This window comes from Brevibacterium sp. Lmc1 (assembly GCF_057654315.1).
On the sequence record NZ_JBYFKL010000002.1, the window covers coordinates 48,923 to 74,747 of the forward strand.

Consider the following 25,825-nt stretch of genomic DNA (forward strand, 5'->3'; position numbering starts at 1 on the left):
TGGATGACGATGTCAGATCCCCCGCTCTCCCTTCGCTTATATACATAGACAGCTCTGTAGACCCACTAGATGAGACACTAAGACCGCCGTGATTGTCACCACACACAAGGAGAATCCCGTGAAGAAGCACACCAGGAGCCCATTCGGCACCTTCCTCCTGGCCCTCATCGCCGACCCCACCGGTGTCGTTCAAAACGCACTCGCTCGAGTGTTCAAGCGAGCAGCTCTCGCTCATCAGCGGATGAAGGCTGCTCCACAGGGAGGCTTCACCACCCTCGAAGCCATCATCTGGATCGGTGGTATCGCCGTTATCGCGATCGCCATCATCGCTCTGCTCCAGCCCATCATCGAAGGATGGATCAACAAGATCCCGAAGTGATGCAGACAGTGACGAGCAGACAGAACAGCGACAAGGGGTCGATCACCATGGAGATGGCGATCATTGCACCTCTGATCATGCTGTGCCTGCTCGTCATCTTCCACATCGCCGTGTGGAGTCAGGCATCATCCATCGCCCACGCAGCATCATCGGCCGCGCTCACCGATGCCCGCAGACTTGAAGGGTCCGAAGCTTCAGGCACCGCGGCAGCTCAGAAGATCCTGCAGGACAACTCCACGATGCTCAAAGACTCAAACGTCTCCGTCAACGTCACCGGTGAAACTGTGACAGTGCGCATCACCGGCCGCTCGATGTCGTTCGTCCCAGGGAAGATCTCGACGGTGACCAGCGAAGTCCGCGGCCCGAAGGAGAGGACCACGGCACCGTGAGACAACAGCCAACTGACCGTGGTTCGGTATCCCTCGAGCTCGTCATTCTCGCACCGGTGATCATCGCGGTGATCGGGATCCTGTTCTTCGCGGCACGAAACGCTCAAGCCGGGAATTCGGTCACGGACATTGCCGATGCCGCCGCACGTACCGCCTCCCTCGAGCGGACCCCACAACAAGCGAAGATCGCCGCTGAGAATGAAGCCCGTATCGCCCTGGGCAACACCTCCTTGGTGTGCGAGTCCATGTCAGTATCCGTCGACGTCGAAGGGTTCACCACCACCCTGGGCGCCACGGGCTCCGTCGAAGCCACAGTCTCGTGCAGTGTGAAGCTCGCCGATCTCACAGGCATCCCTGCGCTGCCCGGATCGCACACCCTCACCCGCACAGGGCTGAGCCCGATTGATCCGTGGAGGCAACGACGATGAGCGGAGCACATCGATTTCGGAAGCAGGAGCAGGACCGGGGGAGTGCAACACCCTGGTTCCTCATGATCGTCATGGCGGCGTTCCTCTTCGTCGGCGTCAGCGTCGACACGGGAGGGAAACTCCAAGCCGCCAACCGTGCCGAGGCCGTCGCCGGTGAAGCCGCCCGGGCAGGAGCGAATGCGCTCGACTACTCTCCATCCAAAATCGGAGACATCCATCTCGGCTTCGCCCGCGCCCAGAACGCCGCCGAGAAATACATCTCGGTGGCCGGCTATCAAGGCGAAGTCACCGTCACCGGCCGTGAGGTCACCGTCACCACCACCGGCACCTACAAACCCGTATTCCTCACTGCCATCGGCATCAAATCACTACCCGTCGATGGTCACGCCACTGCCCGCCTCGTCGCACCAGGAGAAGACTGATGAAACGCCTCGGACTCATCGCCCGCGGCCTTGCCGCGCTGATCACCACGCTCCTCATCCTCATCGGAGCGCCGATCCTCCTGGCCTTCTTCTCCTCGAACATCGTTCCGGCCGGGGGTCTTGTTTCCGCGATCATCCATCCTGACTACACCGGCGGGCTGCTCATCCATACGATTCTGCCCGCCATCGGGTGGATCGCCTGGGCAACCTTCGCCCTGGCCATCCTCATCGAGATCCCCTCAGCATTCACCAAGATCAAGATCCCCACCATCCCGGGGCTGCAGGTGCAGCGAAAAGCTGCTGCGTCTCTTCTCAGCGCCATCACCATCGGCATCACTGCGCTCTTCGGTGGGGGAGCAGCCATGGCTGCCGAGCCAGCACCCGTCAACGTCGCACCGGTTTCAGTGACCGCAGCCGCTCATACCGACTCCGACACCGGATCTCAGGCAAAGAAGGTCACGGAGGACCAGAAGTACACGATCGAGCACGGTGATTCCTTGTGGAAGATCGCCGACAGCAAATATGGAGATCCTGACCGGTACCCCGAGATTGCGGAGGCGAACGATCTCGCCGACCCGGACATCATCCACACCGGGGAGATCCTCACTGTGCCCGACGTCGAAGTCGAAGCACCTGTCACCAAGGAACCGGAGCCGGCACCGGACACTGCCCCAGATGCGCACCCAGGAGCAGATGCCATCCCGCATCCGTCATCGGCCTCCTCGGCCGCGGAGGAAGCCCCCGCGGCCGAGGAGGCCGCCGAGGCCGATGATGCCCCGCTGTCACCGTCGCTTGTCACCACCGCCGGTGTGGGGACTCTCCTCGCCGCGGGCCTCATCGGCGTACTCGCCGCCAAGCGCCGCAGACAACGGGCGAAGAGAACCCCCGGCACGCGCGTCGCACAACCAGCGCGGGAAGCATCAAGCGTGGAACGTGAACTGCGGGAAGTCGAAGACCCCGCCACCATCGCCCACATCGACACCACCCTGCGCTGGCTGGCCGACTACTGCCGGTCGGCAGGGAAGACAATGCCGGCGCCCTTCGCCGGCCGTCTGTCCACCGATGGCGTTGAGCTCTACCTCACCGACCCAGCCGACTTCCCCGCCCCGATGCGCAAGACCGCCGAGGACGGCACGGCGTGGGTAGTAGCCACCGACGACACCCCGACCCTCGCCGAGGACGCCGAGATCCCTGCTCCCTGGCCAACCATGTCCACCATCGGCATCGACGAAGCAGGCGGCCAGGTCCTCGTCGACCTCGAATCCACCGGAGCTCTCAACATCGTCGGCCCGGACGCTGCCAACGTGCTCCTGGCACTGTGCCTCGAGCTCGGGGTTAGCCCCTGGGCTGATGACCTCCAGATCACCCTCGTCGGCATGGACACCGACCTACCCCAGATCATCGGACCCGACAAGTGCCGGACCCTCTCCGACGTCGACCAGCTCATCAAGATCCTCACCAACCGTAAAGCCGATGCCGAAGCTGCACTGGCCGAGGACGAAGCCACCGACATTGCCGATGCCCGTACTCGCGGAGTGGCCCCCGACACCTGGTCTCCAGAGATTGTCTTCATCGCCACCGAGCTGTCGTCAGCTCAGACCGAGCAGCTTGCCGGCCTCGTCGGCCAGCTGCCACGGACGGGCCTCGCGATCGCGTCGACAACGCCTCTCGGCGTGGGATGGACACTGACTGTCACAGAAGAGACCGCCAGCCTCGACCCCGCCGGGATCAGCGTCAATCCGCAGAGGATCAGCCCCGACCAGTACGACGCTCTCCGGGACCTCTACATCACCGCCGACGATTTCACCGAAGAACCTGGACCGACTTGGACCACAACGATGTCCGTTACCCCGGATATCTTCGCTCCCATCGCCTTTCCCGAAGCTCCTACTCAAGTCGCTCCAGCGGACTCCACTGCACAGCCCTTATCAGCTACCGGTGACACGGGAGAGAGCAGGGACATCACCGTCGTGGAGATGCCGACCCCGCCGGAGGAAATCACCGAGGAGGTTCCCGAAGACTCCCTCGCGGCCGATATCATCCGGGTCCATCCCAAAATGCCTGTCGTCAGGATTCTCGGCCAAGTCCGCATCATCGGCGCCAAGGGCCCGGAACCGGTCTCCGCAGGCAACTCGAGCATCGGAATCTGCACCGCGATGGCCGCTTACCTCGCCACCCACCCAGGAGCGTCGCGGGAGAACATCCACACCGCACTGTGGCCGAAAGCCGACCCTCAAGACGGCAAATACGGCCGCTTCAACGACCCCTCCTCAAAACTGCGCAAGTGGCTCGCCGAGGCCGACGACGCAACCCCAAACTTTCCCCGCTACAACCCCACCGATATGTACCGGCTCCACCCAGATGTGCAGACCGACTGGCAAGTCGTCCAAGGCCTCATCGGAGAATCGATCGCAGACACGCCGACAGCACGCCTGGCACAGGCCATGCGCCTCGTCGAAGGACCACCCATCAGTGGACTGCCGCCCGCACGGAAGTTCGGCTCATCATGGGCCTGGGCAGAACCTCTACGCGAGGAGATCATCCAGACCCTCACCGATGTTGCTCATGAAATCGCTGCCAGGTGCCTGCGGACCAAGGACTATGCCACCGCACGTGTTGCCCTCGCGACCGCACGCATGGTCGGACCTGAACACGAGTTCTTGTGGCGAGACACCTTGCTGATTGAGCACGCAGCGGGCAACCGTGAAAAGGTGGCTGAGATCATCAAGTCATTGACCAACGAAGACTCCGACGTCGACATCGACCTCACCGACGAGACCGAGGAACTCATCGACCAGATCCGGAAAGCCGGCTGAAGGAGAGAAATATGCGCACCCCTACACGAATTTTCGCAGGTATCACCGTTGCGGCCGCCCTCGTCCTCTCCGGCTGCAACGGCGGAGACAGCACCGAGAAGCCGACAGAAGCCTCTACACCTACTCCGACAGCAGATCCAGCCCAGGAAGCCCAGGACGAGGCGTTTGAAGCCATCAAGGGCATGCACAAGTCTTTCGATGAAGTCGCGAAGGACGGCTGGAAGGATCTAAGCCCACTCGATGACTACGCCAAGGGCGATGTCGCTGACGCTGAGAAGGAGTTCGGCGCTCAGTACAAGGAGAAGGGCCAATTTGGGACGGGGGAGACGGTTCTCAACGACTACAAAGCCACGGATGTCGACGTGAAGGAGAAGACCGTCGACGCCAAGGTCTGTGTCGACACCACCCAGGTGAAACTGCACAATTCTGACGGCTCCGATGTCAAGGTGAAAGCCCAGATTCCACTGAAGGCGATCAAGACTTACACCGTCGAATTCGACCAGGTCAAGGACAAGTGGATGGTCGTCAAATACGACAGCGCAGGGGATAAGCCATGCTGACACGCAAATTCACGGCTCTCCTTGCTCTCGCCGTCCTGCTCCTCGCGTTGGGAGTGGCCTACGGCCCGACTCCCGCCTCAGCCGAGCCCGGCCAATGCGACCGTTTCGGGAACTGCTCAGTTGGCGACGGTGACGGTGGAGGCGGTGGTGGCGGTGGTGGCGGTGACGACGACGGCAACGCCGGCGGATCCAGCTCGTCGACCTGCGTCTACAACGGCAAAGACATTCCCTGCGCAACCGGCGACGGCCGATGGTCGCACAAACGCCAGTGCTACGTGAAGGAAACCGGGGACATTGCCAAACCCGATAACTGGGACGACATGACCCCCGAAGAAAAGGCCAAGTGGCAGGCGAAGAACAACGGATTGAAAGAGTACACCTGCACTAAGCCCGGCGGCGGATCCTCGACCTTCAACGAAGACCCCGACGAGGTCATCGATTCATCCTTCCCACCAGTCAACCCAGAAGACCTCGCACGGGAAGCTCTCGCGAAGCTCAAGCTCTCCCCGATCGACGTCGGCATTGCCCCCAAGACCAGCGATGTGCCTAAGGACCAGGGAATCGTTGGAATGCCGATCTGGCTCTGGGCCTCCAACCCCGCCGACAACACCACAGGCCCCGCCGAAGCCAGCGCGAGCGACCAAGGCATCACCGTGAACCTGAAGGCCAAGGTCGGGTCCTACAAGTGGTCCATGGGCGATGGGAAAGCCGTGCGCTGTAACGGCAAGGGAACCCCCTGGAAGAAGGGCATGACCGGTGACTCACCGTCCGATTGCGGATACAACTACATGAAGTCGGGCAAGTACGAGGTCACCGCAACAACGACTTGGAAGGTCGAATGGGAAGGCGGGGGAATGCGAGGCACGATCACGCTGCCTCTGACCTCGGATCGGGAGACGATGCACGTAACCGAGGCGCAGACCGTCGTCGTCAATTGATGGTATGTCCCCTCCTCGAGTGCAGCGACTACAGCGACTCTCGAGCCCGGGACCTACCACGCACAGGCGGCCAGGGAACCCTGGCCGCCTGTGCCATTCATGGCAGGAAAATGGTATGTCCCTGAATCGTGTGCGTCGTGGTGCAGCAAGGGCTACGATGAGATATATATGCAGATATACTTGCTCGTCAGGAAGGAGGACGCATGACCGCACTCGACGCCGAAGACTGGGTGGAAGACCTGAAGTCTTCGAAGGCACGCATTGAGGAGCTCGACGCCCAGATCAAGGAGGCCAAGTGGCAACACGATCTGAAGATCCTCAAGTACGAGAAGGAGCATCTGCAGACGGAGATCGCTGACGTTCTTGACACCAAGCAGGGCGTGATCTCTGTGAAGATCAAGCGCACCCGCGAGGCTCTGGCCAAGGGCGAGAACGCTTCCTGACCAGAGAGCAGCCAACTACCCCAGGAAACGCTCCAGCCAGAAGCGAATGCGGTCGGTCATTTCGTCCTCGAGTTCGGGCGCAGCCCATGACTCAGTGACGGGCCCGGCCACAGCTGAGGGATCCCGTAGCAATTCGATGAGGTAGTCGCGGCCGAGGCCCACCGCCGTTCCGATGCGCTCGTCAGCCGCCCCCTGTTCGAACACTCTCGCTGCTTCCTCGCCGGATATGGCATGTAACAGCCGGTAGACATCCGCGAAGTCCTTGGGGCGCAGTCGCTCACGGTTCCGGCGCAACTCGCTGGGCTCCATTCGGTCGTGGAGCTTGTACGCCTTCGCGCACAGCAGTGCCGTGGGCCCTGCTACATAGGCCTCCACGCTCGGACCCGTATCGAAGGAACGCAGCACCCTCGAACTGCGATCGAGGAGACTGAGCTCGGTCCCCTCAGTGGCCGACACCGAATGCTTACCGTGGGCACCAACCCTGGCCGCTCGAATCGGCCGCCGAATGTTCTCTGCCGCCACCGACCGCGGGGCGATGAGATCCACGCTCGCCCGCTCGTGCGGTGGTAGGTCCCTCTGCTCGATCGGAGACCAGATACCCGGACGATCGGGTCGGGCAGCTTCGAAACCGAGCTCAGTCATCTTCTCGAACAGCAGGGGACTGTCAGCGAGGAGCTGCGGGGCCACACCGAGGTCCCCGTCCTGAGTCGTGTCCGGCACCGGCAGAGCATCAAGATGCCAGGTCATCTCGATCACTGCGTGGCCACCCAATACCGTGAGGGCCTCCAGGTGCTCGGACAAGCCGACAATGACATCGATGAGCGCTCGTCGGGAGAGCACTGTGCCCGGATCGATCAGGTCGAAATCGCCGCTCATGATGCGTCCTGCCAGATCGCTCGGAGCAAATCCTCCGCCTTGTCCGGATCCCGACCGGGGCCAGAGAAGGCATCAAGCAGAGCCCTCGACCGCGGGACGAACCGGATGCCGCCTTCGTTCTCGACATCGTCGAGTTCACCGCTCATGGCCTCCAGGAGCAGGACTCCCCGCCCCGGCCGAGCCCGTTCCAACCCGAGCTGCTCAGCCACGCCGCGGGGATCGCTCACATAGATCAACGGAGCACCTGCCTGCGCATCAGATCGGTCCTCCCAAGTGGCAACGATCCCGGACACGGCATAGTCCACGCCTGTTTCCTCCAGCCGGTCGACGAGGTCACGCCATCCTTTCGGGATCTCGACCGGGACCCGGGCACCGCGACGCCTGGCAACCTTCCCAGCATTGCCGGCAGTCACAGCGATCGCCACCAGATCATCGACTCCAGCCGAGTCTTTCAGCCACCCGGTCCTCTTCCACCGATCAGCCCACTCACCGGTAGGGATCTTCACATTCGACAGGAGCTCCCGGACCGCCGGGGACGCCGCTGCCCTCATGGGTTCCCTCACGGCCTCCGCAATCGCTGCCGCCGCAGCAGAGCTTGCTTTCCCCGCGGCGGATCCTATTGCCGTGCGAGCCGCCTCAGTCAGCACGTTCCCCGAGGACGCTGCCGTTGCCCGGACGGTGCCAGCCATCGGCGCGAGAGCCTGCCTGAGGAGCGGTTCGAGGTAGACGTTCGCGGCCTGGATCGCCGAGGTGTCCCCGCTAGAGACCACGGAGGTCCCGTTAAGCTGGTATCCCGTGGCGGAGAAGATCTTCTGCATCGTGCCCCAGGTGGGATCCATCTCGCCGCGTTCGATGCGGCTGATCGTCGATGGCGACACATCGGCAAGCTGCGCCAGCTCTTTCCTGGTGATCCCGCTCATGGCACGGATCTTCTTGATGATCGCTGCTGCTTCCATATCTGCCACCTCCTAACGTTTGCGTATATGCAATTCTACTCTCATTCTAACGGCGAGGCATCCGCACCCTCGGCCGCTGCTTTCCGAGGCCGACCGGGCCGCGTCGACCGCGTTTCCAACCACCTGGCCACCGCCGCCCGAGTCATGAGGGCTCCCTGCGCCGTGGTGATCACCGGGGCAGGGAACCCGTCGATCTTCGCGAATGCGCGAGCGCGCTGCCGGGTGACCCCCGCCATGTCCGCGATCTCCGCGAAGCCAACCACATCGGGGAAGATCGGCTCCGCCAGCCGCCGGTCCATGGCCTCCTCTGTGGAGGCCTCTATCGCCACCACGTCAACCGCGCCCGCCAGGGGACGTACCGCGCCGGTCACGACCCGCTCGGCCTCCACGGCGGCGGCGACCGCCGACTCGGCCGTGACGCTCAATGCGATTTCTCCGCCTCGAGCATCAGCTGCCGGCGAAACCGCAGCACCGTGTTCGACGAGCGCGTCGAGGGCCTCGAGCGCCTCGTCCTCACCGAATCCTCCGGCCGTGGTGAACGTGACTGCTGCATGCCATCTAGTCATTGCTGCTCCTTCCTTGTGTCATGGGCAATTCCGATCGATATGCGAGAGGCCACCGGCCGGGGCGCCGGCCCGATTCTCGGACCAACACCCCGCCGGATTCACTCCGTGAAGCCCCTGCGCCTCAGCTGGCTCAAGGTGTTCTTGTACCAGCGGGAGTCGGAAGGTGTCTTGTGGATCGCGACTGGCGTCTGATTCACATCGGGTGGATAGCACATGAAGCCTTTGCGGGATTCCTTGCACCGCCACCCTTGTCCTTCCAGGGCTTTGATGAGCGATTTCACTCGCTTATCGATGGGGATCACCCCCTTCCTCTATGAACTTTGATCCCCACTCTATCGTTAATTGTTGTCGTTGACAACCTTTATTGAAGCGGTGCCCCACCATGGCCGCCGCCTCGTCTCCGAGGTGGAGCCTGATGATCGAAACTGCCGCAAAGAATTGCCCCACGCTGCCAATCGCCGGCTGCACGTCAGCGGGGAACGCCGGCGTGAGTGCCACGATGATGAAGCCGAGCCAAGTGAACTGATCCTGTGTCAGTGGTTTGGTATCCATGATTCCCACTGTGCCGACCTCTAATCAGATTGCAGGCGGATGGGCACCCGGCTTCGATGAGCCCTGCGACCGGCCTGGTATGTCCCCCTCCCAGCTCTACTGATACGCAGCCGGTGACCCCCTGAGGTAGCCTCCCACCATGTGCACTCATGGACTGCTCTCTCTGCCTTTCAGTGAAGACAGGGAATCGTCGACTTACGATCTCGAAGCGCCCGGCAACCACATCCACTGCGCAGCACAGCAGCACGCAAAGAAGCTCGGCACCGAACTCGCATCATTCGATATCGACTCGCTCGATCTACTCGCTCCAGCCATATCCACGATAAAGAAGTGCGCTGCGACCTTGATCGACGCCCATGGCTCACGAGGGAGTCTCTGCCTCGGATCAACTGAAACTCTCCTCGATCCGATCGACCTGGGGTTGAGGGAATCTGCTCTTGAGATCCTCGTCGTCGGATCATGCTGGCAAGAAGCTGGCCGCTGGGAGCATGCAGCACCACCCGGCTGCCTGATTATCGGCTATACCGGAAAGCTCCTTGCCGGAGCCTCACACGGGCTCATCACGCACGCCGCGGACCTCGGCGATCTGCGGGGCATCCCTGAAGGACGCGAGGGAGCCGGAGCCATGGCCGATTGGGTGCAAACGAGATCTCACCCTGCATCCAAGAGGGCCGATAAATGGTTTGTGGCTCGGGCAAAGCCGTAGCTTCACCCGAGCCCCAGAGATATTTCGAGATCTCACTCGCCCTGTCTCGGTCCCAGCGCTCGGCGGATGACTTCGCGATCATGTTCCGCCTGTGCCTGACGTTCCTCTGCGCGAACCCGCTCGCGCTCCTGGCGCTTGCGCTCGGCGAGAAGCTCGTCGGCGTCGGGGGCCGTCACAGCCGCCTGGGCCGCATATTCCCGCATCACTGCCCGGTCTTCGGCGCCATACTCATCTTCGTCGAGGATCGGGCGCACGAGTGTGTCGAAGTCATCCTGCGACAAGCCCCCCAGAAACTCAGTAACAGCACGAACCGTCAGTGCCCGCAGGTCATCCATCCGCGCATAGTAGGAGGCCGAGACCACTTCTTCTCGGTCACGCTCGATCGGGCCAGCCAGCTCTGCTTCGAGCTCGGCCAGGGTCATGTCTTCAGGTGCCTTGCCTCCGGTCATGGTATGTCCCTCCTGCATTCGATGATCTGTGTATTTAGAGTCTAAATGCACAATTCGCGGCACGCAACCCCTCTTCGCGCACTCATCAAGATTTCCGCCACACCTTCGATGGCAGTCGACCCTCGAGCGGCCGGATCTCCACGCCCCGAGTCCGCGCCTCGGTGACGATCTCCTCGGCGGCCGCGGCGACGGCACCACGGAAGACTCGACCGGCGTTATCCCCGAGGAGATCGAGCTTGTCCTTGTCGATCCAATACATGCGCGCGCTCATCCACTCGCTCGAGCTCTTCCCTTCGACCGGATCGGCGCCGTGGTGCCTGGCGATCGCCTCGTTCACCCAGTCGCCGAACGAGGGGGCATCGGTGACCCGGTTCTCATAAGCCCATAGCCAGGCACCCTTGGCCAGATCCATTGCTTCGAGATCTACTCGAATGCCTTTCCTCACACGCCGGGAGAGCATTTCCTCCGAGGCCTGAACTCTTGCCATGACGTTCCCCTTCAGCTTGGTCATTCGGTAGTCTGGTTCTGCTGGAGTGATACCCAGCAACATCGCCCTCATAGCGATGATTTGTGTAGAAGCGGCACCCTCCCCAGGGTGCCGCTTCGCTCTTACTCCCGATCTCCATCCGAGTCGAGCGAGAGCAATACTCGATTGAGGTCCTCGGCGCCCACACCTTCCATCTCGAAGTGAACCCCGTACTCGCCGGCCTTCGAGTGCACCACTGTGATGTCATAGAGATCCGCGGGTGTCAGTTCGATGTAGACCCGCATTTTCGCTGGGCGGCTCAGCCGCTTGCCTTTCGCGTTGAATGGCAGGATCCTCGCCCAGAAGGCCAGCGCTGGCCTGCCCTCATTCGCCTCAGTGGACACGAGCTCACTCGCACCGAGGCTCATCAGAACCATGGGATTGATCTGCGAACGGATCACCTCTGCTGCAGTACTCACTTCGACTCCTTCATTCGATGATTTGTGTATTTAGAGTCTAAATGCATCCCCTTTGAGGCGCAACCCCTTGGGGACAGACCATCGTCGTCGACCACGGTTAGACTGAAATCACCAGGCGGCGATCAGCCAAATACTTCGGCAGCCACCTGCCAGGCAGGTTCGTCAAAGCCTTCCTTGATCAATCGAAGTCGATGCGGACGAGCGTCCAGCCCGTCCGTCGAGAATCCGATCACATGCCCGTCCGGGTGCCGATTGATGCTTCGCACCTCCAACAGGCCCAGCTTCTCCAACGGTTTGAGAGCAGGCCCAAACGATTCCCGCCCGAGACCGTAGTGAAGAACCCGATCACTGGCTTCGAACCATACGAACCCAGGCTCTGCACCCTCATGCGCTAACACTCGACACGAGAGCATCAAGACGACCGCGAGCTCGCTGTCAGTGAGCACATGAACCCACCCATTGGTCATAAACCCCCGGGGGAGACTGAACACGTTTGGCTCTTTGCGCTTTGGTGGCTTGTAAGGAATCAGGTCACCTCGCTCGGCAACTCCTGACTCTTCGTAGAGCTGGAACCCTTCATACTCCCTCCCACTGGCGCCAAGATGCACCAGCCCGGCCCCGCTCATACTCTTCAGTGCGGTCTTGATCTGCTGCCGCTTCTTCTCTGGGATGCCACGCAGGATCCCAGACCCATCCCTGCTCTCCAGCACAGGCGAGGCCACCAGGTCCGTCCACCCCCTAGCATCCCCACTCCGAGGACGGATCGGGAGATCCGCATTCCCTTGTTGTGTCACAGCAAACGCGATGAGCGCGAACTGCAGCGCAATGCCACGAGAAGTGATCAACCTGGTGGCAGGAGGCCTCAGGTCACGTGGTGGAGCATTCCGGTCCGACACATTAGGGTCGGCGATTCGAACGGACAAACATGAAAATCCTCGCCGGAACCGCACAGGACTCACCACGTCATCGACATAGTCCGCCAACACTCCCGTGGCAGCTTCCGCTGACGTCTTGACTCCGCTCCAGGTCTTTGTTCTCTGCGCCCACTCACGACGTTGCCGCTTCGTCTCCATCCCGAACGCCTCCGAAAGATTTTCCACAGAACTTTTGCTTACTAACCCCAATGGATTAACCCGCCTGTATATAGCTTATATGGCTAACTGACTGGCGGGTTAATCTTACCATTCCGCCCGCTCGCGGCGGACGCGATCGCAGGGCATTCTGAAGTGGACCCGCAGGAAAGGATCGCTCATGACCTCGCAGCCTCCAGAGCCCAAGGCCCCATTGCTCACCCTCCGCGCCGCCGTCATTCTGATCGTTGCCGGCGTACTCGGAGCCGCCGCAGGCGGAATTGCGATGCTCACCTGCATCGAGAACGGGTGGAGCGCCGGCGGAGCCGGATTCGCCGGAATCATCACAGGGCTCACCGCAGCACTGTCAGCCGCCTCTGCCCTGCACACGCTCATCGCCCCCTCGTGACCTGTTTCCGCGGGCGTTGCAGATCGTGCTTCGGGGCTCGGGTCGACCTCGCCGACTGCTCAAGAGTCGGCCACCGGCTCGGTGAGTTCTGGTATGTCCCCGCTGATCTTCCCGACCTCATGAAACTGGAGAGCTTCGATCTGCGGCGTGCTTGCCGAGACTGCGGCGTCGACGAGGCCTTGATCGCCTTCCGTGAGAGGGTCCAGCCACTCATTGACGAAATCTGCCGGGAGAACGACGGGCGCCCGATCATGCAGCTCCCCAGCCGGCCCGCACGAGGGCCGGGTAATGATCGTCGCGGTGAGCATCCACTCATCGTCCGAGCCCTTCGGCCTCCACCACGAATACAATCCCGCGAAGAACAGGAGCTCGCCCTCGGGGAGGTGAATGTAGTGCGGTGTCTTGACCTTCCCGTCCGTCTTCCACTCGTAGTAGCCGCTTGCGGGGAGAATCGCCCTTGATCGTTTGATAGGGCCGCGCCATGTCGCTTTCGCGGCCAATCCTTCGCTGCGGGCATTGAACGTGGGAAATTTCAGCTTTGGTTCAGTCGCCCAGGGAGGGAGAAGCGACCAGCGTGCGAGATCACCGACTCGGCGGATCTCGCCGTCGTCCGATACTGTTTCGCGAAAGACCGGCACTCGTTGAGTCGGCTTGATGTTCCATGACGGGGTCCATTCCACCGTCATATCGCCGTCGAGCATCTGTCCAAGCTCGGCTGAGGTCACATCCAGCGTGTATCGTCCGCACATGCTCGCAGTCTCCCATGGCTACGGCCAACAGTCACGGGCAGCTTTCAGTCGACATGCTGTGCGCGCTATTCTCCGCGTTGCACAGCATGCTCTGCTCTCGCCCGCGCCAGGCTTTCTTCTCCCATTCGCCGGCAGTTCTCCCAGTAGTCCGGGTTGGGCAGAGAATCGAACCACTCACGTACGGCGGGGTCCTGATAGGGGCCAAGAGTCGACATGCCCTCAGATCTATCACGCTGCTCTGACATCTCCAGCGCCGGCCCCTCGGATCAGGCCCTGACGATAGCGAGCTCGCTCCAATGAGTCGTGCACCTCGGCGAGAGCATATTTCGGGCCATCTGCCAGTCCACGCCTGACTTCAGCCCGCCGAATCCAAGGCCGAGATTGTCACGGCCGAGCTTGGTCGTCACCTCGTCGATGATGGCTGCGATCTGCTTGTCCTCCATCTCCGAGGTGAACCCCGGTAACGTTGGCTGCACCCCAGCGGGGGAGAGATCTGTGACGATGACTCCGGCCCGGGCGTAGCGGGCGCCCGGGCGGATCTCGGGGAGGATCCTCAACGCAGCTTTGGTGAGGTCGACGGGATCGGCAGTCGGCACGGGGAGTGGAACGGATACGCTCGGGTGGTGGCGATCGGCCGCGGCGACGAAATGGGATGTCCCCGCGAACGCAAGCAGCTGCTTGGCCTGTTGCCGATGACGCGCCAGCCGCGCGGCAGCCTGTTGTGCGTAGATCGAGAGGACCTGGCGGATCTCATTCACCTCGGTGATCTTCTTCGAAAACGACCTCGAGAAGATCAGCTGGTCCTTGCCCTCTTTCGGCGTCTCAAATGCGATGCATGGGACACCGTTGAGTTCCCTGATCGTGCGCTCGAGAACAACAGAGAAGCGCCGGCGCATGATTGCCGGGTCCGCCTCGGCAAGGTCAGCGACCGTGTAGATACCAAGGCCCGCGAGGCGGGCGCCGAGCCGACCAGCAACACCCCAGATCTCCGTGACCGGAAGCCGCCGCATGAGCGCCTGGCGGTCATCTGCCGGCACCTGCTCCCACACGCACACACCGCCGAAGCTGGGCACCTTCTTCGCCCACTTGTTGGCCACCTTCGCCAGGGTTTTGGTGGGCGCGATTCCCACACAGACCGGAAGGCCGACATTCCTGGCCACAGCAGCCTTCATTGATCGACCGGTGTCTCCCAGCTCGCCGAGGGTGCCGGTGAGACCAAGGAATGCTTCGTCGATGGAATAGACCTCCTGCCAAGCCGAGAACCGGCCAAGCAACTCCATCACTCGTGAGGAGAGATCTCCGTAGAGCTCGTAGTTCGATGATCTCGCCACGAGACCGAGTCGGGCCGCATCAGGCTCGAGCTTGAACCACGGCTCGCCCATCGGGATCCCGAGGCGTTTCGCCTCAGCCGACATCGCGACTGCGCATCCGTCGTTGTTCGACAGCACCACGACAGGCCTGCCCTCGAGCGTGGGGTCGAAGACTCGCTCCGCCGAAGCGTAGAAGCTGTTGCAGTCGACGAGGGCAATCTGCTGCGTTCGATCATCGGACATGGCGGATCCCGTAGGTAACCACGCCCCACACCGAGAGCTCCGAGAGCTCGGACACATAGATCGGGGGATAGGCAGCGTTCTCTGCCTCGAGGTGGGCACCGCGGGCATCGATGATCAACCGTTTGAGTGTGAGCTCCCCATCCACGACGGCCACGACGACATCACCGGACCTCGGTTCCAGTGACCGGTCGACGAGGATCTCGTCACCGTCGAAAATGCCTGCACCCTCCATCGAATCACCAGCCACTCTCACGATGAAAGTCGACGTCTTGTCGGCGATGAGCACCTCGTTGAGGTCGATCGAAGAGTCCGCGTAGTCCTGCGCCGGAGAGGGGAATCCTGCTCGAATCGCTTCGAGAGGATAGACGATCTGCAGGGGAGTGCGCGCTCTGAGGGGAAGCACGGTCAAGGTCATCACACACCACCATCAATAGAACTTCAGTTCTAATACTGTAGAGCATTCCCCTGTGACCACCACGAGAGGGGCGGAGGATTCGCAAGAGTCATGTCAGACCCGCGCAGGCTGGTGGCCCATATCAACCAAGAGGCCTCCGCCTCGCCGCGCGGAGTGGTATGTCCCTCCCGCTTGCGCAGCGATATATCATTGGTTATATTTGTCTATGTCACATAGATTAAGGAGCAGTGATGACACCCACCACCCCACTCGGAATGGTCAAGCAGACCTGGATCCCCACGATCGACGGAAGCATCGACGCTACCGCCGCAAAATACGCCTGGGTGATCACTGAAGACCGCATCGAAGACGGCCGGAGCAAGGGCCGCCTCGGTCCTTCAAACGCCGACGATCACCTTCTCGAAATCGTCCAGAAGTCCGGTTCACACCGGGTGCGCTTCCGCATGTATGACGACGACGGGAACTACTACTACGGCGGATATGTCACCTACATCGCAGGCTCCGACGATGAAGACGCTGCGTTCGGTCCGCTGGCTGATTTCGGAATCCCGTTCGCTGGCGCCGTTCAGATCCTCTATAAGGATCGGCCCGAACTCGACTGCTCGTGAGGAGCACTGATGCCTGAGACCACCTGGGTCCTCGACCCCACCAGCTTCGCCGCAACGATCGCCCGGGCAGAGAAGATCAATGCCCGGGCCGTCCGCCGCGGCTTCACCGGCCGCATCGAGGTCACGGCAACCGAGCGCACAGTCTCCGAGACCGGCCCTGGAGGAGAGACCCGGACCTACATCGTCATCGACACACTGATCTCCGGAGAAGCCCCGCGTTATGGCGGGTGGGAGTTCCTCGCCGCCATCGACACGATCGATACTACTGACGGCGAAGACTTCATCCTCCGGACGGCTCCCGGAGTCGACGCCGCGGCCGTGGATCGCAGCACTCTCACCGCCGGCTACTGTGACCACTGCAAAGCGATCCGCACCAACCGGATCTACACCTTCCTTGTTCGCAACGTCGAGACCGGGGAGGTCAAACAGGTCGGCAAGACCTGCTTGCGCGATTTCACCGGCCACCAGGAACGCCCCGTCTTCATCGACCTCGATTCCGTGATCGACGACGTCACAGACTTCCTCGGCAGCTTTCCCCACTCACCCCTGGAATACGCCCCTGAGACCATCGTCGCGGTCGCGTGGGCAGCCTCTCGCGCCTACGGGTGGAAACCCGGCTCACATGGCGGCTACACCACCGCCATGGCCGTCAACGACTACCTGTTCGGAACGACGAAGGCCGCGAAAAAGGTCCGGGATGATCTCTCCCCAGAGATGCATGCCGCCACAGCCAAGGCCAAGGAAATCATCCCTGCACTGCTCTCCGGGCTCGAAACCACCAGCGACTACACCATCAACCTCACAACAGCTCTTCGCGGAGTCCGCGTCGGACCCCGGCATTTCGGCATCGTCGTCTCCGCTGTCGTCGCCTACGAAAGAATGATTGGCGATCGGGTCCGTCAGGCAGCAGAGGTGAAGAAGAAGGCCGAATCCGCCTACGCCGGCACGGTGGGGGACAAGCTCACGATCACAGGAACCATCACCCGCGCACGTGCCGTCGATTCGTCCTTCGGCTACCACGCGAGCACGTCAATGCTCTTCATCATCGAAGCAGGGACCACAGTTCTGAAGACCGTCACGAAAGCAGCCTGGGCCTTCGACGTCGACCAGGGGGACACCGTCACCATCGCGGCCACTGTCAAGAGCCATGAGGATTACCACGGCACTCGGCAGACCGTGGTCACCAGGCCCAAACTCATCAACCGGACGAAGGCGGATACAGAATGAGCCCCACGGAACCCAACATCACCACTGAGCGCGTCGTCTATATCGGTCGACGACTCTACAACGGCACCAAGATCGCGCACTGGTACAGATCTCTCGAGGACCACGAGCGCACAGCCGGCGCGCACAAGGCTTATCTCTCCTGCCCGATCGGAAGTGTTCTCGAAATCACCCACCCCGCCGATACCCCTTCCGCGATCTACATCGGATCACCCAACGGCCCGCGACTTGTCGATTCATGGACAGACATCGACGAGCTCGCCGGATGGAGAATACGCGATCGAGCAGACTACCAGCAGTTCGTCACAGCGAAGCGCTTGCAGAAAGATCTCGAAGGGATCCCCGACGAATTCGACGAGGCCCTCAGAACCATCGCCAACCACATGAGCAAGCTCAACCACTCACAGCGGGCAGCAATGACGACCTACATCACCGCAAGGATTCTGGGAAGATCGAAGACATGAAGAGTCTTCCTGAGCTGATCAAACTGGCCGATGAGGTCGCCCAACAACGGATTACGTCGACCACTCTGGCCGACATCGAACAAGCCTCAGCAACCAAACATCTCTGCTCGGAAGACCGCGCAAAGATCCTCGAAATCTTGCACACCCGAATGTCAACCCGCACCACAGCCCCACCGCAATAGGACACCGGACAGTACGTCAGAGCCACGCCGTATCCTGTGAGCTCCAAGCAACACAATCACCCCACCGAAGGACGCACACCATGGCTGGGACACCAGAAACACCCGAGGCCACACACCTCCTTGAGCGGATCGCCCACCTCACGCTCTCCGAAGCTCGCACGATCGCCAGCTTCAACAACGACGACTTCCGAGCGCAGCTCCGCTTTGCGACAGGCACTCAAGCCTGGAACACCGCATATGACCGGCGTGAACAATCGCCGTGGGACGACACCTGGGAAGCAGCATTTCGCGCCGGAGTTGAGCCAGCGGTAGCCGCCGGGGACGCCCTGAAAGCCCGCAAACAGTGGGTCGGACCCGAGCTCATCTCATCGAACCCAGAATGGCAGGATCTCTGGTCAACGGTCTGGCACCTCAGCGCCGACGCCATCGCCGCCGTCGACGCCCGCCGCTTCATCACAGCGAGCAACTTCACACCACTCACTCGCCCCCTCCAAGCTGCACTCGGCGATGAGTTCCCCACCTTCCACCCCACAGAGTTCCTGACAGCCACACCCGATCAGGACTCGTCAGTAGGGGAACTCTGTCTCTGAAGCTGCATACACAGTCCAGGCAGCATCGTAGATTTCCGTGGCCCACTTCCGGCAAACCGGCAGAGCCATGTCAGTAGGTTGAGGAACCACTCGCGTCAGGATCTCAACGAAACTCGGGTCATCGGGCCGGACGAACAGGAGAATGTACCGCATTTCATTTGGGTGCATATTCCACCGGTCATCCAGGCACGCAGCGCTCAACCACCTCCACTTCCCCAACAAGTAGCTCCCACTCACGCTGAAGAGGGCAGCCAAAAGGTCCCAAAATGCCTTCTCCTCCTGTCCCAAGTCCGGCCATTCGGCATCTTCGTTATCACCGATGCCTGGCAGCCAAGCCAGAAGCCGCCCAACTGTAGTCTGAGCGACTGCGATCGTCGGATCCGAGTCGGCATCTCGCAAGTGCAATGTCCTCGCCAGATGCTCCTCCGACTCCTCCTCTAGCCCCAGGTCAACGGCGAAAGCGTGAGCGATCTTCGAAGCGGTCACTGAGGACGGAGAGCGGAAGTTCTCGATCCTGACGATTGTGCCGCGGGAAATACCGGATCGGGCGGCCAGGTCCTCCTGAGTCCACCCCTGCTGCTGGCGCATGCCTTCAAGAATCGTAATCATGATCCAAAAGTAACATTCATTTCACATTGTGCGATAGATGTTCAATGTCAGTGGTGCGTGAGACCATAAGTCCACTACACATGATCCGGGAGACTGGGGAACCTGATGACGCTGACGCACGATGCCTTTCGGACCGCGATCTGGCTGGCACTGAACAACCCACGCACCGATTCGATCCCTGAAGACGTCTGTCCACCAGACCTCCTCAGCTCGGTCACAAACGAACTGGAAAAGGCCGACTACGTCGTTGTTGCCCGCACACTCGGAGGTGTGTCGATGCAGATCAAAGACGACCATGCCCACATCGGGAGAACAATGGTGCGGAAGTACCGCACGGACGCGGCTCAAATGAGGATGCTCGAATGGGTCCGTGAACACGAAGACCAAGGCTCAAGCCTCGATGTCGCTGACTCCCCCGCAGCCAACGATTTCACTGAGACCCTCACCAGAGACGACTTCGCCAAGGCCGACAAGGTCCTCCGCGACGAGGGCTTCATCAAGGGCACGGGAGCCTGGGGCCACGGAACGATTCGCCCGGAGCTGACCGCCGCCGGAAACCGCTGCCTCGATCGTAGGTACGCACCCAGCGACCTACCCACACACCAGACCGCCACGCACACGGTCAATGCTCCGACTTACACCAACCACATCACGGGACCAGTCGGGGGCATTCAGCAGGGTGAGCACAACACAATGAGCGTTGAACAGTCGAACAACCCGGATCTCGCCGAGGCCCTCGACATTGTTGCCAAGATGAAGCAGCTCATCCTCAACGAGGACCTCGATGACGCAACACGCTCCGAGGTCCTCGAACTGCACCAGGAGCTCGAGGACAGTGTCCACGCGAAGAAGAGGACCACGATCGTCAACGCCCTCATTTCCGCGATCGCCACTCAAGTCACGAGCTTCGCCGGCACTCAGATCGGCGCACTCGGCGATCAGCTTCTGCAATTGCCGTGGTTCAACTAGATCTGAACTCCTGCCAACGAAGGCCGACTCTGTTGGGATGCCCTCCATGCCACGACCATTCAGATCCGACGAGGTCACAAATGCCGCAATCGCTTGGATGGCCGAGAAGCATCAGCTCTCCGCCCGAGCGGTTGGTGCCGCCTACGGAATCGCCCCGGGCACTGCGCGAAAGATCGTGAGCAGGGCGAATTACCGCCGCTTCACCGGGCGTTCCTATGTACCTATCCTTGCCCTATCTGACTTACCATCCGATCGGCGGTCCTGGGTCAAGCACCATGGGCTTCGCTGGTACTCAAACCGGTGTGAGTTCCACGGCTGCGAATTCGATCAGGCCATTGCTCGCATCAGTCTGCATCCCTGTCCGATTCCTCCTCGTGATCGCGATCGGACGCCTACCGAGATCAAAGCCAGAGAAGGGTGCGACGGCCGGTATCACCTATTCGATCCGAGAACGAAGGCGTTCATCTGCGTAGATCACCATGCCGATTCACCTCTCCGTGTTCCTCGGCCGAGACACTTGGACTTTCCCTCTGAGCTAGTCCCGGAGAATCTTCGCTGCCGACCAGAGCTCCCGACTTGGCCGCCAGCCGATCCTCTGATCCATCACAGATCCGCGAAGCTCGCGAAGATCTATGCTGATCTCATCGCGCTCCAGGGGCTGGCATGCTCAATCTGCCATAACGAAGTTGGATCGATCATCGATCACGACCATTCCACTGGATTTGTGCGCGGCTTGCTGTGCCGATATTGCAATCGTCACGTCGACGAGTGCCTCCACCTCTCGGTATGTCCCTACGCCGAGTATCTGAACTCGCCTCCAGTCACAGGACAGATCCGCCACCCTAATCACCACACCTAGATGTATGAGGCCATGACGTTGCTGACTCGCGTCGGTGTCGCAGAGGCGGGCGGTTGCCCGTCGTGAGCGCCGTGGGGACGGTGATAGTTGTAGTGCCGGTTCCACACTTCGAGCGCGGCAGCGCGTTCGGCTTCTGAGCGCCAGATGCGCGCGTAAAGAAACTCTTCGGCGAGGATCCGGTTGTAGCGCTCGACTTTGCCGTTGTGTCGAGGCGTGTATGGCGTGATGCGCTGGTGTCGACTGTTCCCGACTGCGTCGTGGAAAGCTGCGGATCGGTAGCAGGAACCGTTGTCGGTCACGACCCGCTCGATCCCGGCGATGCCGTGCTTGGCGAACCAAGCTCTTGCACGTCCGAGGAACGCGACGGCAGTGGCGGCTGTCTCGTCCGGCAACGCTTCGGTGTACGCGAGTCGGGTGTGCCCGTCGATGGCCGAATGCAGGTAGACGTACCCAGTCTTCGTACCCCGGGTCTTCTGACGTGCGACAGCTTTGGCTTTCTCGCTGCCTTTGCCGTGCACACGCCACCCGCCGCCATCAGGGATACGACCGACCTTCTTCACGTCCAGGTGCACCATGTGGCCGGGACGTTTGGTGGTGATGCGTTGCGGTTCCCGATTCAACTCGCCGTTGGGGTCAATATACTTGCGCTGGTTCAGGCCCAGCTGCGCGAGGAGCCGGGTGATGGTGCGACGACTGACCGGTGTTCCTGCTTGCTCGAGCTCGAATGCGATACGGGACGCTGGCCATTTCTGTTCTCGTCGCATTGACTCGATCTGCTCCACGAGGCGGCCAGGCGTTGCAGATGGTTGACGGATCGGCGACGACGAGCGGTCCTGTAGACCGAGCTTCCCGAATCGTTTGTATCTGTTGACCCATTTCGAGGTGGTCGCGCGGGAGATCCCCATCTCTGCGGCAACATGAGAAATAGGTCGAATCCGACAGCGCGCGACGAGTCGACGACGACCTTCGACTGTCAGTGGCGAATTTGCGTGCGTCACTTGACCACCTCGCTCTCGACGGGTGCAATCAGCCGAATGAGCGGAACTGCGAGCAGCAGTGCCGTGGTGGTCGCGAGCGCGGCTACCCAAACGGGTCCGAGCGCGCCCGGCATGACGCTGAGTGCGGCGGAGGCGAGCACGGGACCGGCGGCCGCGCCAACGTTGAGTGCCGCTGTCGCGTATGACCCTGCCATGGTGGGTGCACTCGCCGCGGCATAGAGCACTCGTGTGATCAGCGTGCTCCCGACGGCGAACCCCACCACACCCTGAGTGAATACGAGCCCGAGCAGGGCAACGGGGTTCGTTGCAAAGAGGGCCAGCGCGACCCACCCGAGCACCAGAACGCTGCCACCACCGACGATGACGATCCTGGGTCGGGCATCCGAGAGTCGTCCCGCAACGGTGACGCCGATGAAGGAGCCGACGCCGAAGAGCACAAGGGCCAGCGGTACCCACCACTGACTCAGGCCGGCGGTGTCCGTAACGATCGGCGCGAGATAGGTGAGCGTGGCGAAGGTGCCGGCATTCACCAGGGCAGCGAGCAACATCGTTAGAACGAGGCGCGGGGAGGATAGCTGCGCCAGTTCCACACGCAGCGAGGTCGAGGACGACTCCTCCCTTGACGAGTCGTGAACTTGAGTGTTGAAGCCCGCGGCAATGCCGATCGCAGCGGGGACGCAGAGAAGAGCGATCGCCCAGAACGTCGACTGCCAGCCGAGTGCCGTTCCAAGCAGTGCACCGGCGGGGACGCCGGCGACGGTGGCGACGGTGGTACCCGCCAGCAGAACCGCCACGGCCCGCCCTTTGGCATCGGGTGCTACGAGTCTCGTCGCCGCACCCAAAGCGACCGCCAGGAAGCCTGCATTCACGATCGCCGCGATCACGCGCGTGATGAACAGAACCGTGAAATCCGGCGTAAGTGCCCCGACGACGTGGGATAGCGCGAATACGATCACGCAACCCAGGAGTGTCGCCTTCACGGGGAGGTGACGAGTGAGCGCGGCCATCGCCGGTGCACCGATCACCATCCCTGCGGCGAACGCCGATGTCAGGAGACCAGCGGTCCCCACGGAAACGCTGAAGTATGTGGAGATGTCGGGCACGAGGCCGGCGAGCATGAATTCGGAAGTACCCATGGCGAAGACCACCAGGGCAAGAAGATAGAGAGCGAAAGGCATCGAGATAGCTCCGAAGCGAGAGTACGAACAAGAGAACGTCTCGTCACCACGGTCAGCGCCCAGAGGGCACCCGGATGCCGTGCTGCGCGCAGCACTGGGCAACAGAGAGCTAAGGGCTCAGCGGAGGTGAGGGGCTGACGGCGTGACCGAAAGCCCCTGAGTGTCCGATTCAGGGCTCGACATACCGCTCACCTTACCTGGCTGCGCCGCCACCCCCAAGAAGTGTCAACAACCTCCTGGCCAGCAACACCTAGAGCACAAACGAACTCTGTAGCGCGAAATCAGCATCGACACTCTTCGGGCCGTCGGTGCCCTTCTCAAAAGCGTGGAGCAATTGGCGCAACTTTGCACTGACCGGGGAGATCCGCGGCTCATCCTGAGCGCGCTCGACGCTGCTTCTCGCCTCGCCACCAATCGAGAGCGACCACTGGCTGCGGCGGGGGAGTGCCCCCAACTTTATGGCGGACCCATGCCGCTGGGCGCCCCGTGGCGTCTGCCAAACTCGTCAGCGGCACTCCCTGCCTCCATGCCATTCGCGTCAGCCAGGAGTCCATGGTCGCCCGCAGCAGCTTGTGGGCCTTCTCCCACTGGCTCAAGAGCGACACCACCTCAAGCAATCGCAGGTACGGATTATCCGGCAAGGAATCCGGCTCGAGCGCCCACTGCACAACGCCACGCTTCGGCTCAGCATGTCCAGATCGTGCCGCCTGCAGCGCCTTCCGGATCTCTGCAACCGAGAGGTCGATGACAAGAGGGATCTCGGACTGGGGAAGTACCCCCTTGAAGCATGCGAGCTCATGGCCAGCCAGCGCGAAGCCCACATCGATCCAATCGCTACTGCCACGATGGGCTGCAGCTACTGACCTCAGATCGTCCAGCTGAGGATGCGCCGTAGCGATATCGCACCCTGCCCACAACGCCGCCCAACCAGCTGGCTCCATCTTCTCGGCAACGCGCGTCCTCGCAAAGCCATGACCCTGATACCAGGATTCGGCTTCACGCTCCCACTCGTCGAAAAGAAACCGCCGGCTGCCGCTCATATGTACAAGCGTAGGGACATACCACCACCCACGGCACTCCTCGACATGGCATCACACCGCAACATACTTCTCTCAAAATGTAGATGAGCATTCAAAAGTCTCATAAAACTTTGTACACATCTAGATGCATCAAACAGTATCTAAAAATAGACCCCTCGAAACGCCTACTTTTCGCCATTTTGTGGTGATTTCGCTTGAATCACCACAAAATCACCACTCGCTCACCACCTCAAGTGGTGAGCACCCATTTACATGCCTTGACCTGGGAATATGCCCCCTCAGTGGCAGCCGAGAGGCACCCCTGCTCACCACTCCCAAAATCGGCCATTTATGCCACTTGACCTGGAACGATGATCTCCCGTCACCACAATCACCACAACCACAGCCTTAGAACACATCTAGCTGAAGGGTGAGACAGGACGCCTACTTTTCGCAGACGCAGCCTCCCTGAGGCCTCGAGAAAAATTTCGGGATCCTGTCAGATCCGTTCAATCCGCTCGCTTACATGGGCAAAGAACAGCAAGGGGGACGAGAAACTTGGCGACACGCGCAGCAGGAACCGTCAATCTGAATCTGATTCAGTTTGAATGGGGACCATGGCTAGACGATCAAAAGGCGACCGCGTCGCAACCACGGCGCGCTTCCCTACCGAGCACTTCAAGCGATACCGCGACGAAGCTCGACGCCAAGGTCTCGAGCTATCTGACTACCTCGCGCTCATCATGGCCAAGGCCCACGATCTATCCGTGCCGGCTTACCTCGATGAGCAGCAGAAGGAGGTGCTGCCCGTGGCAGTCTGACCTCCAGACACAAGAAACCCCCGCATGCCTGTCCGCATACAGGGGAATCCTTGAAATTACTTCTTATGCACGCTCCGCGCTGAGTTCTCACATCAACACGAGCGCCTTTGTTGTACCCATTTTACCCGGGCACAGCTTCGAAGTACGGGATCTCCAGCCTCGGTTACAGGGCGTGTCTACCCCTTGCCTTTCACTCATTTACTCATATACTCAAGTGTGTACACACATAGATTCTGCAATGAGAGGGAGGCAGCCAGATGCTCTTACTCCAGGAGAAAACTCAGGCGATGCCAGCATCCTCCAAACGCCTCAACGCGGATATCGAGTCAGATCAGTACCAAGCATTCAAGGTGGCCGCCGCCCAAGACGGCGTAACCATAGGGCATCTCACGCGCGCATTTGTCGACGCGTATCTGAAGGATCCGGACGTACGCAGAGCCTTCGCGGAACGAGCCAGGGAGATCAGAGACAAGTAGCGCAAAAAAATGTCCGGATGGAGCTGGAACTCCATCCGGACTAGGAACCTAACAAGCCGACAAGCTATATCAGGAAGTCACTAGGAATTTTACCATGACAGTTTCGCCCAATGAAGGGGCACCACACCCTCAATCACAGGCATTTGCCTCGATTGACCGCGTATGGGATGCTCTGACCGACATGGGCCTGCAGCCAAGCAGGGGCCG

Annotated in this window: 33 protein-coding genes; 18 read left to right on the forward strand and 15 right to left on the reverse strand. The window is 61.1% G+C overall.

The genetic code is table 11. The annotated features are described in order from the left end of the window. Positions 1-118 precede the first annotated feature (118 nt). From AC239G_RS19030 to AC239G_RS19065, 8 genes are all read left to right on the forward strand, one after another. Positions 119-379 carry a hypothetical protein gene (locus AC239G_RS19030; protein ID WP_137210804.1) on the forward strand — a complete coding sequence of 87 codons (261 nt, stop codon included), beginning with the start codon at positions 119-121 and terminating at the stop codon, positions 377-379. Further along, positions 355-768 carry a TadE family protein gene (locus tag AC239G_RS19035; protein ID WP_137210805.1) on the forward strand — a complete coding sequence of 138 codons (414 nt, stop codon included), beginning with the start codon at positions 355-357 and terminating at the stop codon, positions 766-768. Before AC239G_RS19030 ends, AC239G_RS19035 begins: the two co-directional genes overlap by 25 nt. Next, a complete protein-coding gene (locus AC239G_RS19040) occupies positions 765-1,196 on the forward strand; it encodes a TadE/TadG family type IV pilus assembly protein (RefSeq protein WP_137210806.1) in 432 nt (143 codons plus the stop codon). The genes AC239G_RS19035 and AC239G_RS19040 overlap by 4 nt, the downstream gene beginning before the upstream one ends. Beyond that, a complete protein-coding gene (locus tag AC239G_RS19045; protein WP_487490135.1) occupies positions 1,193-1,618 on the forward strand; it encodes a TadE/TadG family type IV pilus assembly protein in 426 nt (141 codons plus the stop codon). The genes AC239G_RS19040 and AC239G_RS19045 overlap by 4 nt, the downstream gene beginning before the upstream one ends. Continuing rightward, positions 1,618-4,434, forward strand: coding sequence for an AfsR/SARP family transcriptional regulator (locus AC239G_RS19050; protein ID WP_487490136.1), 2,817 nt, complete (start codon positions 1,618-1,620; stop codon positions 4,432-4,434). The genes AC239G_RS19045 and AC239G_RS19050 overlap by 1 nt, the downstream gene beginning before the upstream one ends. 11 nt (positions 4,435-4,445) lie before the next feature. Continuing rightward, on the forward strand, positions 4,446-4,994 hold the full coding sequence (locus AC239G_RS19055; protein ID WP_487490137.1) for a hypothetical protein: 549 nt from the start codon (positions 4,446-4,448) through the stop codon (positions 4,992-4,994). Further along, positions 4,988-5,932 (forward strand): hypothetical protein, encoded by a 945-nt coding sequence (locus AC239G_RS19060; RefSeq protein ID WP_137210813.1) that lies wholly within the window; start codon positions 4,988-4,990, stop codon positions 5,930-5,932. The genes AC239G_RS19055 and AC239G_RS19060 overlap by 7 nt, the downstream gene beginning before the upstream one ends. A 203-nt stretch (positions 5,933-6,135) precedes the next feature. Continuing rightward, positions 6,136-6,375, forward strand: a complete 240-nt coding sequence (locus tag AC239G_RS19065) for a hypothetical protein (RefSeq protein WP_137210815.1) — start codon at positions 6,136-6,138, stop codon at positions 6,373-6,375. Positions 6,376-6,390: 15 nt separating this feature from the next. On the opposite strand, the gene AC239G_RS19070 is transcribed toward AC239G_RS19065, so the two are convergent. The 4 genes from AC239G_RS19070 to AC239G_RS19085 all read right to left on the reverse strand — a co-directional run bounded on the left by AC239G_RS19070 (position 6,391) and on the right by AC239G_RS19085 (position 9,325). After that, the gene (locus AC239G_RS19070; RefSeq protein WP_487490138.1) at positions 6,391-7,251 is read right to left on the reverse strand and encodes a hypothetical protein; all 861 of its coding nucleotides are present in this window, start codon (positions 7,249-7,251) and stop codon (positions 6,391-6,393) included. Beyond that, the gene (locus AC239G_RS19075) at positions 7,248-8,207 is read right to left on the reverse strand and encodes a helix-turn-helix transcriptional regulator (RefSeq protein ID WP_487490139.1); all 960 of its coding nucleotides are present in this window, start codon (positions 8,205-8,207) and stop codon (positions 7,248-7,250) included. Before AC239G_RS19075 ends, AC239G_RS19070 begins: the two co-directional genes overlap by 4 nt. Before the next feature lie 41 nt (positions 8,208-8,248). After that, positions 8,249-8,773, reverse strand: a complete 525-nt coding sequence (locus AC239G_RS19080) for a hypothetical protein (protein WP_209326344.1) — start codon at positions 8,771-8,773, stop codon at positions 8,249-8,251. A 285-nt stretch (positions 8,774-9,058) separates the two neighbouring features. Then, positions 9,059-9,325 carry a hypothetical protein gene (locus AC239G_RS19085; RefSeq protein ID WP_137210820.1) on the reverse strand — a complete coding sequence of 89 codons (267 nt, stop codon included), beginning with the start codon at positions 9,323-9,325 and terminating at the stop codon, positions 9,059-9,061. A 139-nt stretch (positions 9,326-9,464) separates the two neighbouring features. Here AC239G_RS19085 and AC239G_RS19090 point away from each other — a divergent pair, with 139 nt between their 5' ends. Beyond that, positions 9,465-10,031 (forward strand): hypothetical protein, encoded by a 567-nt coding sequence (locus AC239G_RS19090; protein ID WP_137210821.1) that lies wholly within the window; start codon positions 9,465-9,467, stop codon positions 10,029-10,031. A gap of 32 nt (positions 10,032-10,063) precedes the next feature. Here the strand turns inward: AC239G_RS19090 and AC239G_RS19095 are convergent, their stop codons facing one another. The 4 genes from AC239G_RS19095 to AC239G_RS19110 all read right to left on the reverse strand — a co-directional run bounded on the left by AC239G_RS19095 (position 10,064) and on the right by AC239G_RS19110 (position 12,147). Then, the gene (locus AC239G_RS19095) at positions 10,064-10,480 is read right to left on the reverse strand and encodes a hypothetical protein (protein ID WP_209326346.1); all 417 of its coding nucleotides are present in this window, start codon (positions 10,478-10,480) and stop codon (positions 10,064-10,066) included. Positions 10,481-10,565: 85 nt separating this feature from the next. Next, positions 10,566-10,967: a hypothetical protein gene (locus AC239G_RS19100; RefSeq protein ID WP_487490140.1), complete on the reverse strand. Its 402-nt coding sequence runs from the start codon at positions 10,965-10,967 to the stop codon at positions 10,566-10,568. Between the two features lie 122 nt (positions 10,968-11,089). Then, the gene (locus AC239G_RS19105) at positions 11,090-11,425 is read right to left on the reverse strand and encodes a hypothetical protein (RefSeq protein WP_209326348.1); all 336 of its coding nucleotides are present in this window, start codon (positions 11,423-11,425) and stop codon (positions 11,090-11,092) included. Positions 11,426-11,547: 122 nt separating this feature from the next. Next, complete coding sequence (locus AC239G_RS19110) at positions 11,548-12,147, reverse strand: hypothetical protein (RefSeq protein WP_209326349.1); 600 nt, start codon at positions 12,145-12,147, stop codon at positions 11,548-11,550. A 529-nt stretch (positions 12,148-12,676) separates the two neighbouring features. On the opposite strand from AC239G_RS19110, the gene AC239G_RS19115 reads away from it, so the two are divergent. Then, complete coding sequence (locus AC239G_RS19115) at positions 12,677-12,904, forward strand: hypothetical protein (RefSeq protein ID WP_023164785.1); 228 nt, start codon at positions 12,677-12,679, stop codon at positions 12,902-12,904. Between the two features lie 59 nt (positions 12,905-12,963). On the opposite strand, the gene AC239G_RS19120 is transcribed toward AC239G_RS19115, so the two are convergent. The 3 genes from AC239G_RS19120 to AC239G_RS19130 all read right to left on the reverse strand — a co-directional run bounded on the left by AC239G_RS19120 (position 12,964) and on the right by AC239G_RS19130 (position 15,621). Then, the gene (locus AC239G_RS19120; RefSeq protein WP_137210826.1) at positions 12,964-13,653 is read right to left on the reverse strand and encodes an SOS response-associated peptidase; all 690 of its coding nucleotides are present in this window, start codon (positions 13,651-13,653) and stop codon (positions 12,964-12,966) included. Between the two features lie 266 nt (positions 13,654-13,919). After that, positions 13,920-15,206 carry a Y-family DNA polymerase gene (locus AC239G_RS19125; RefSeq protein WP_487490141.1) on the reverse strand — a complete coding sequence of 429 codons (1,287 nt, stop codon included), beginning with the start codon at positions 15,204-15,206 and terminating at the stop codon, positions 13,920-13,922. Beyond that, positions 15,196-15,621 carry a LexA family protein gene (locus AC239G_RS19130; protein ID WP_487490142.1) on the reverse strand — a complete coding sequence of 142 codons (426 nt, stop codon included), beginning with the start codon at positions 15,619-15,621 and terminating at the stop codon, positions 15,196-15,198. The genes AC239G_RS19125 and AC239G_RS19130 overlap by 11 nt, the downstream gene beginning before the upstream one ends. Before the next feature lie 230 nt (positions 15,622-15,851). Between AC239G_RS19130 and AC239G_RS19135 the strand changes: the two genes are divergently transcribed. The 4 genes from AC239G_RS19135 (at position 15,852) to AC239G_RS19150 (ending at position 18,689) form a co-directional block, all read left to right on the forward strand. Continuing rightward, entirely contained in the window at positions 15,852-16,229 is a 378-nt protein-coding gene (locus AC239G_RS19135; RefSeq protein WP_487490143.1) for a hypothetical protein, read from the forward strand. A gap of 9 nt (positions 16,230-16,238) precedes the next feature. Further along, the gene (locus tag AC239G_RS19140) at positions 16,239-17,456 is read left to right on the forward strand and encodes a hypothetical protein (RefSeq protein ID WP_487490144.1); all 1,218 of its coding nucleotides are present in this window, start codon (positions 16,239-16,241) and stop codon (positions 17,454-17,456) included. Further along, positions 17,453-17,917, forward strand: coding sequence for a hypothetical protein (locus AC239G_RS19145; RefSeq protein WP_487490145.1), 465 nt, complete (start codon positions 17,453-17,455; stop codon positions 17,915-17,917). The genes AC239G_RS19140 and AC239G_RS19145 overlap by 4 nt, the downstream gene beginning before the upstream one ends. A 262-nt stretch (positions 17,918-18,179) precedes the next feature. Next, positions 18,180-18,689: a hypothetical protein gene (locus AC239G_RS19150; protein ID WP_487490146.1), complete on the forward strand. Its 510-nt coding sequence runs from the start codon at positions 18,180-18,182 to the stop codon at positions 18,687-18,689. Here AC239G_RS19150 and AC239G_RS19155 read toward each other — a convergent pair. Next, positions 18,666-19,298, reverse strand: coding sequence for a helix-turn-helix domain-containing protein (locus tag AC239G_RS19155; RefSeq protein WP_487490147.1), 633 nt, complete (start codon positions 19,296-19,298; stop codon positions 18,666-18,668). The genes AC239G_RS19150 and AC239G_RS19155 overlap by 24 nt on opposite strands. 105 nt (positions 19,299-19,403) lie before the next feature. Between AC239G_RS19155 and AC239G_RS19160 the strand changes: the two genes are divergently transcribed. Together AC239G_RS19160 and AC239G_RS19165 are read left to right on the forward strand one after the other, a co-directional pair. Next, on the forward strand, positions 19,404-20,267 hold the full coding sequence (locus tag AC239G_RS19160) for a hypothetical protein (RefSeq protein WP_487490148.1): 864 nt from the start codon (positions 19,404-19,406) through the stop codon (positions 20,265-20,267). A gap of 97 nt (positions 20,268-20,364) precedes the next feature. Continuing rightward, positions 20,365-21,126, forward strand: a complete 762-nt coding sequence (locus AC239G_RS19165; protein ID WP_487490149.1) for an endonuclease domain-containing protein — start codon at positions 20,365-20,367, stop codon at positions 21,124-21,126. Here AC239G_RS19165 and AC239G_RS19170 read toward each other — a convergent pair. From AC239G_RS19170 to AC239G_RS19180, 3 genes are all read right to left on the reverse strand, one after another. Further along, positions 21,123-22,124 (reverse strand): IS481 family transposase, encoded by a 1,002-nt coding sequence (locus tag AC239G_RS19170; RefSeq protein WP_487490150.1) that lies wholly within the window; start codon positions 22,122-22,124, stop codon positions 21,123-21,125. The genes AC239G_RS19165 and AC239G_RS19170 overlap by 4 nt on opposite strands. Then, positions 22,121-23,302, reverse strand: coding sequence for a Cmx/CmrA family chloramphenicol efflux MFS transporter (locus AC239G_RS19175; protein ID WP_173156948.1), 1,182 nt, complete (start codon positions 23,300-23,302; stop codon positions 22,121-22,123). The genes AC239G_RS19170 and AC239G_RS19175 overlap by 4 nt, the downstream gene beginning before the upstream one ends. Before the next feature lie 371 nt (positions 23,303-23,673). Next, positions 23,674-24,342, reverse strand: coding sequence for a hypothetical protein (locus tag AC239G_RS19180; protein WP_487490151.1), 669 nt, complete (start codon positions 24,340-24,342; stop codon positions 23,674-23,676). Positions 24,343-24,938: 596 nt separating this feature from the next. On the opposite strand from AC239G_RS19180, the gene AC239G_RS19185 reads away from it, so the two are divergent. Continuing rightward, positions 24,939-25,142, forward strand: a complete 204-nt coding sequence (locus AC239G_RS19185; RefSeq protein WP_246476015.1) for a hypothetical protein — start codon at positions 24,939-24,941, stop codon at positions 25,140-25,142. A 287-nt stretch (positions 25,143-25,429) separates the two neighbouring features. Continuing rightward, positions 25,430-25,618, forward strand: a complete 189-nt coding sequence (locus AC239G_RS19190) for a plasmid partition protein ParG (protein WP_487490177.1) — start codon at positions 25,430-25,432, stop codon at positions 25,616-25,618. Positions 25,619-25,825: the final 207 nt, after the last annotated feature.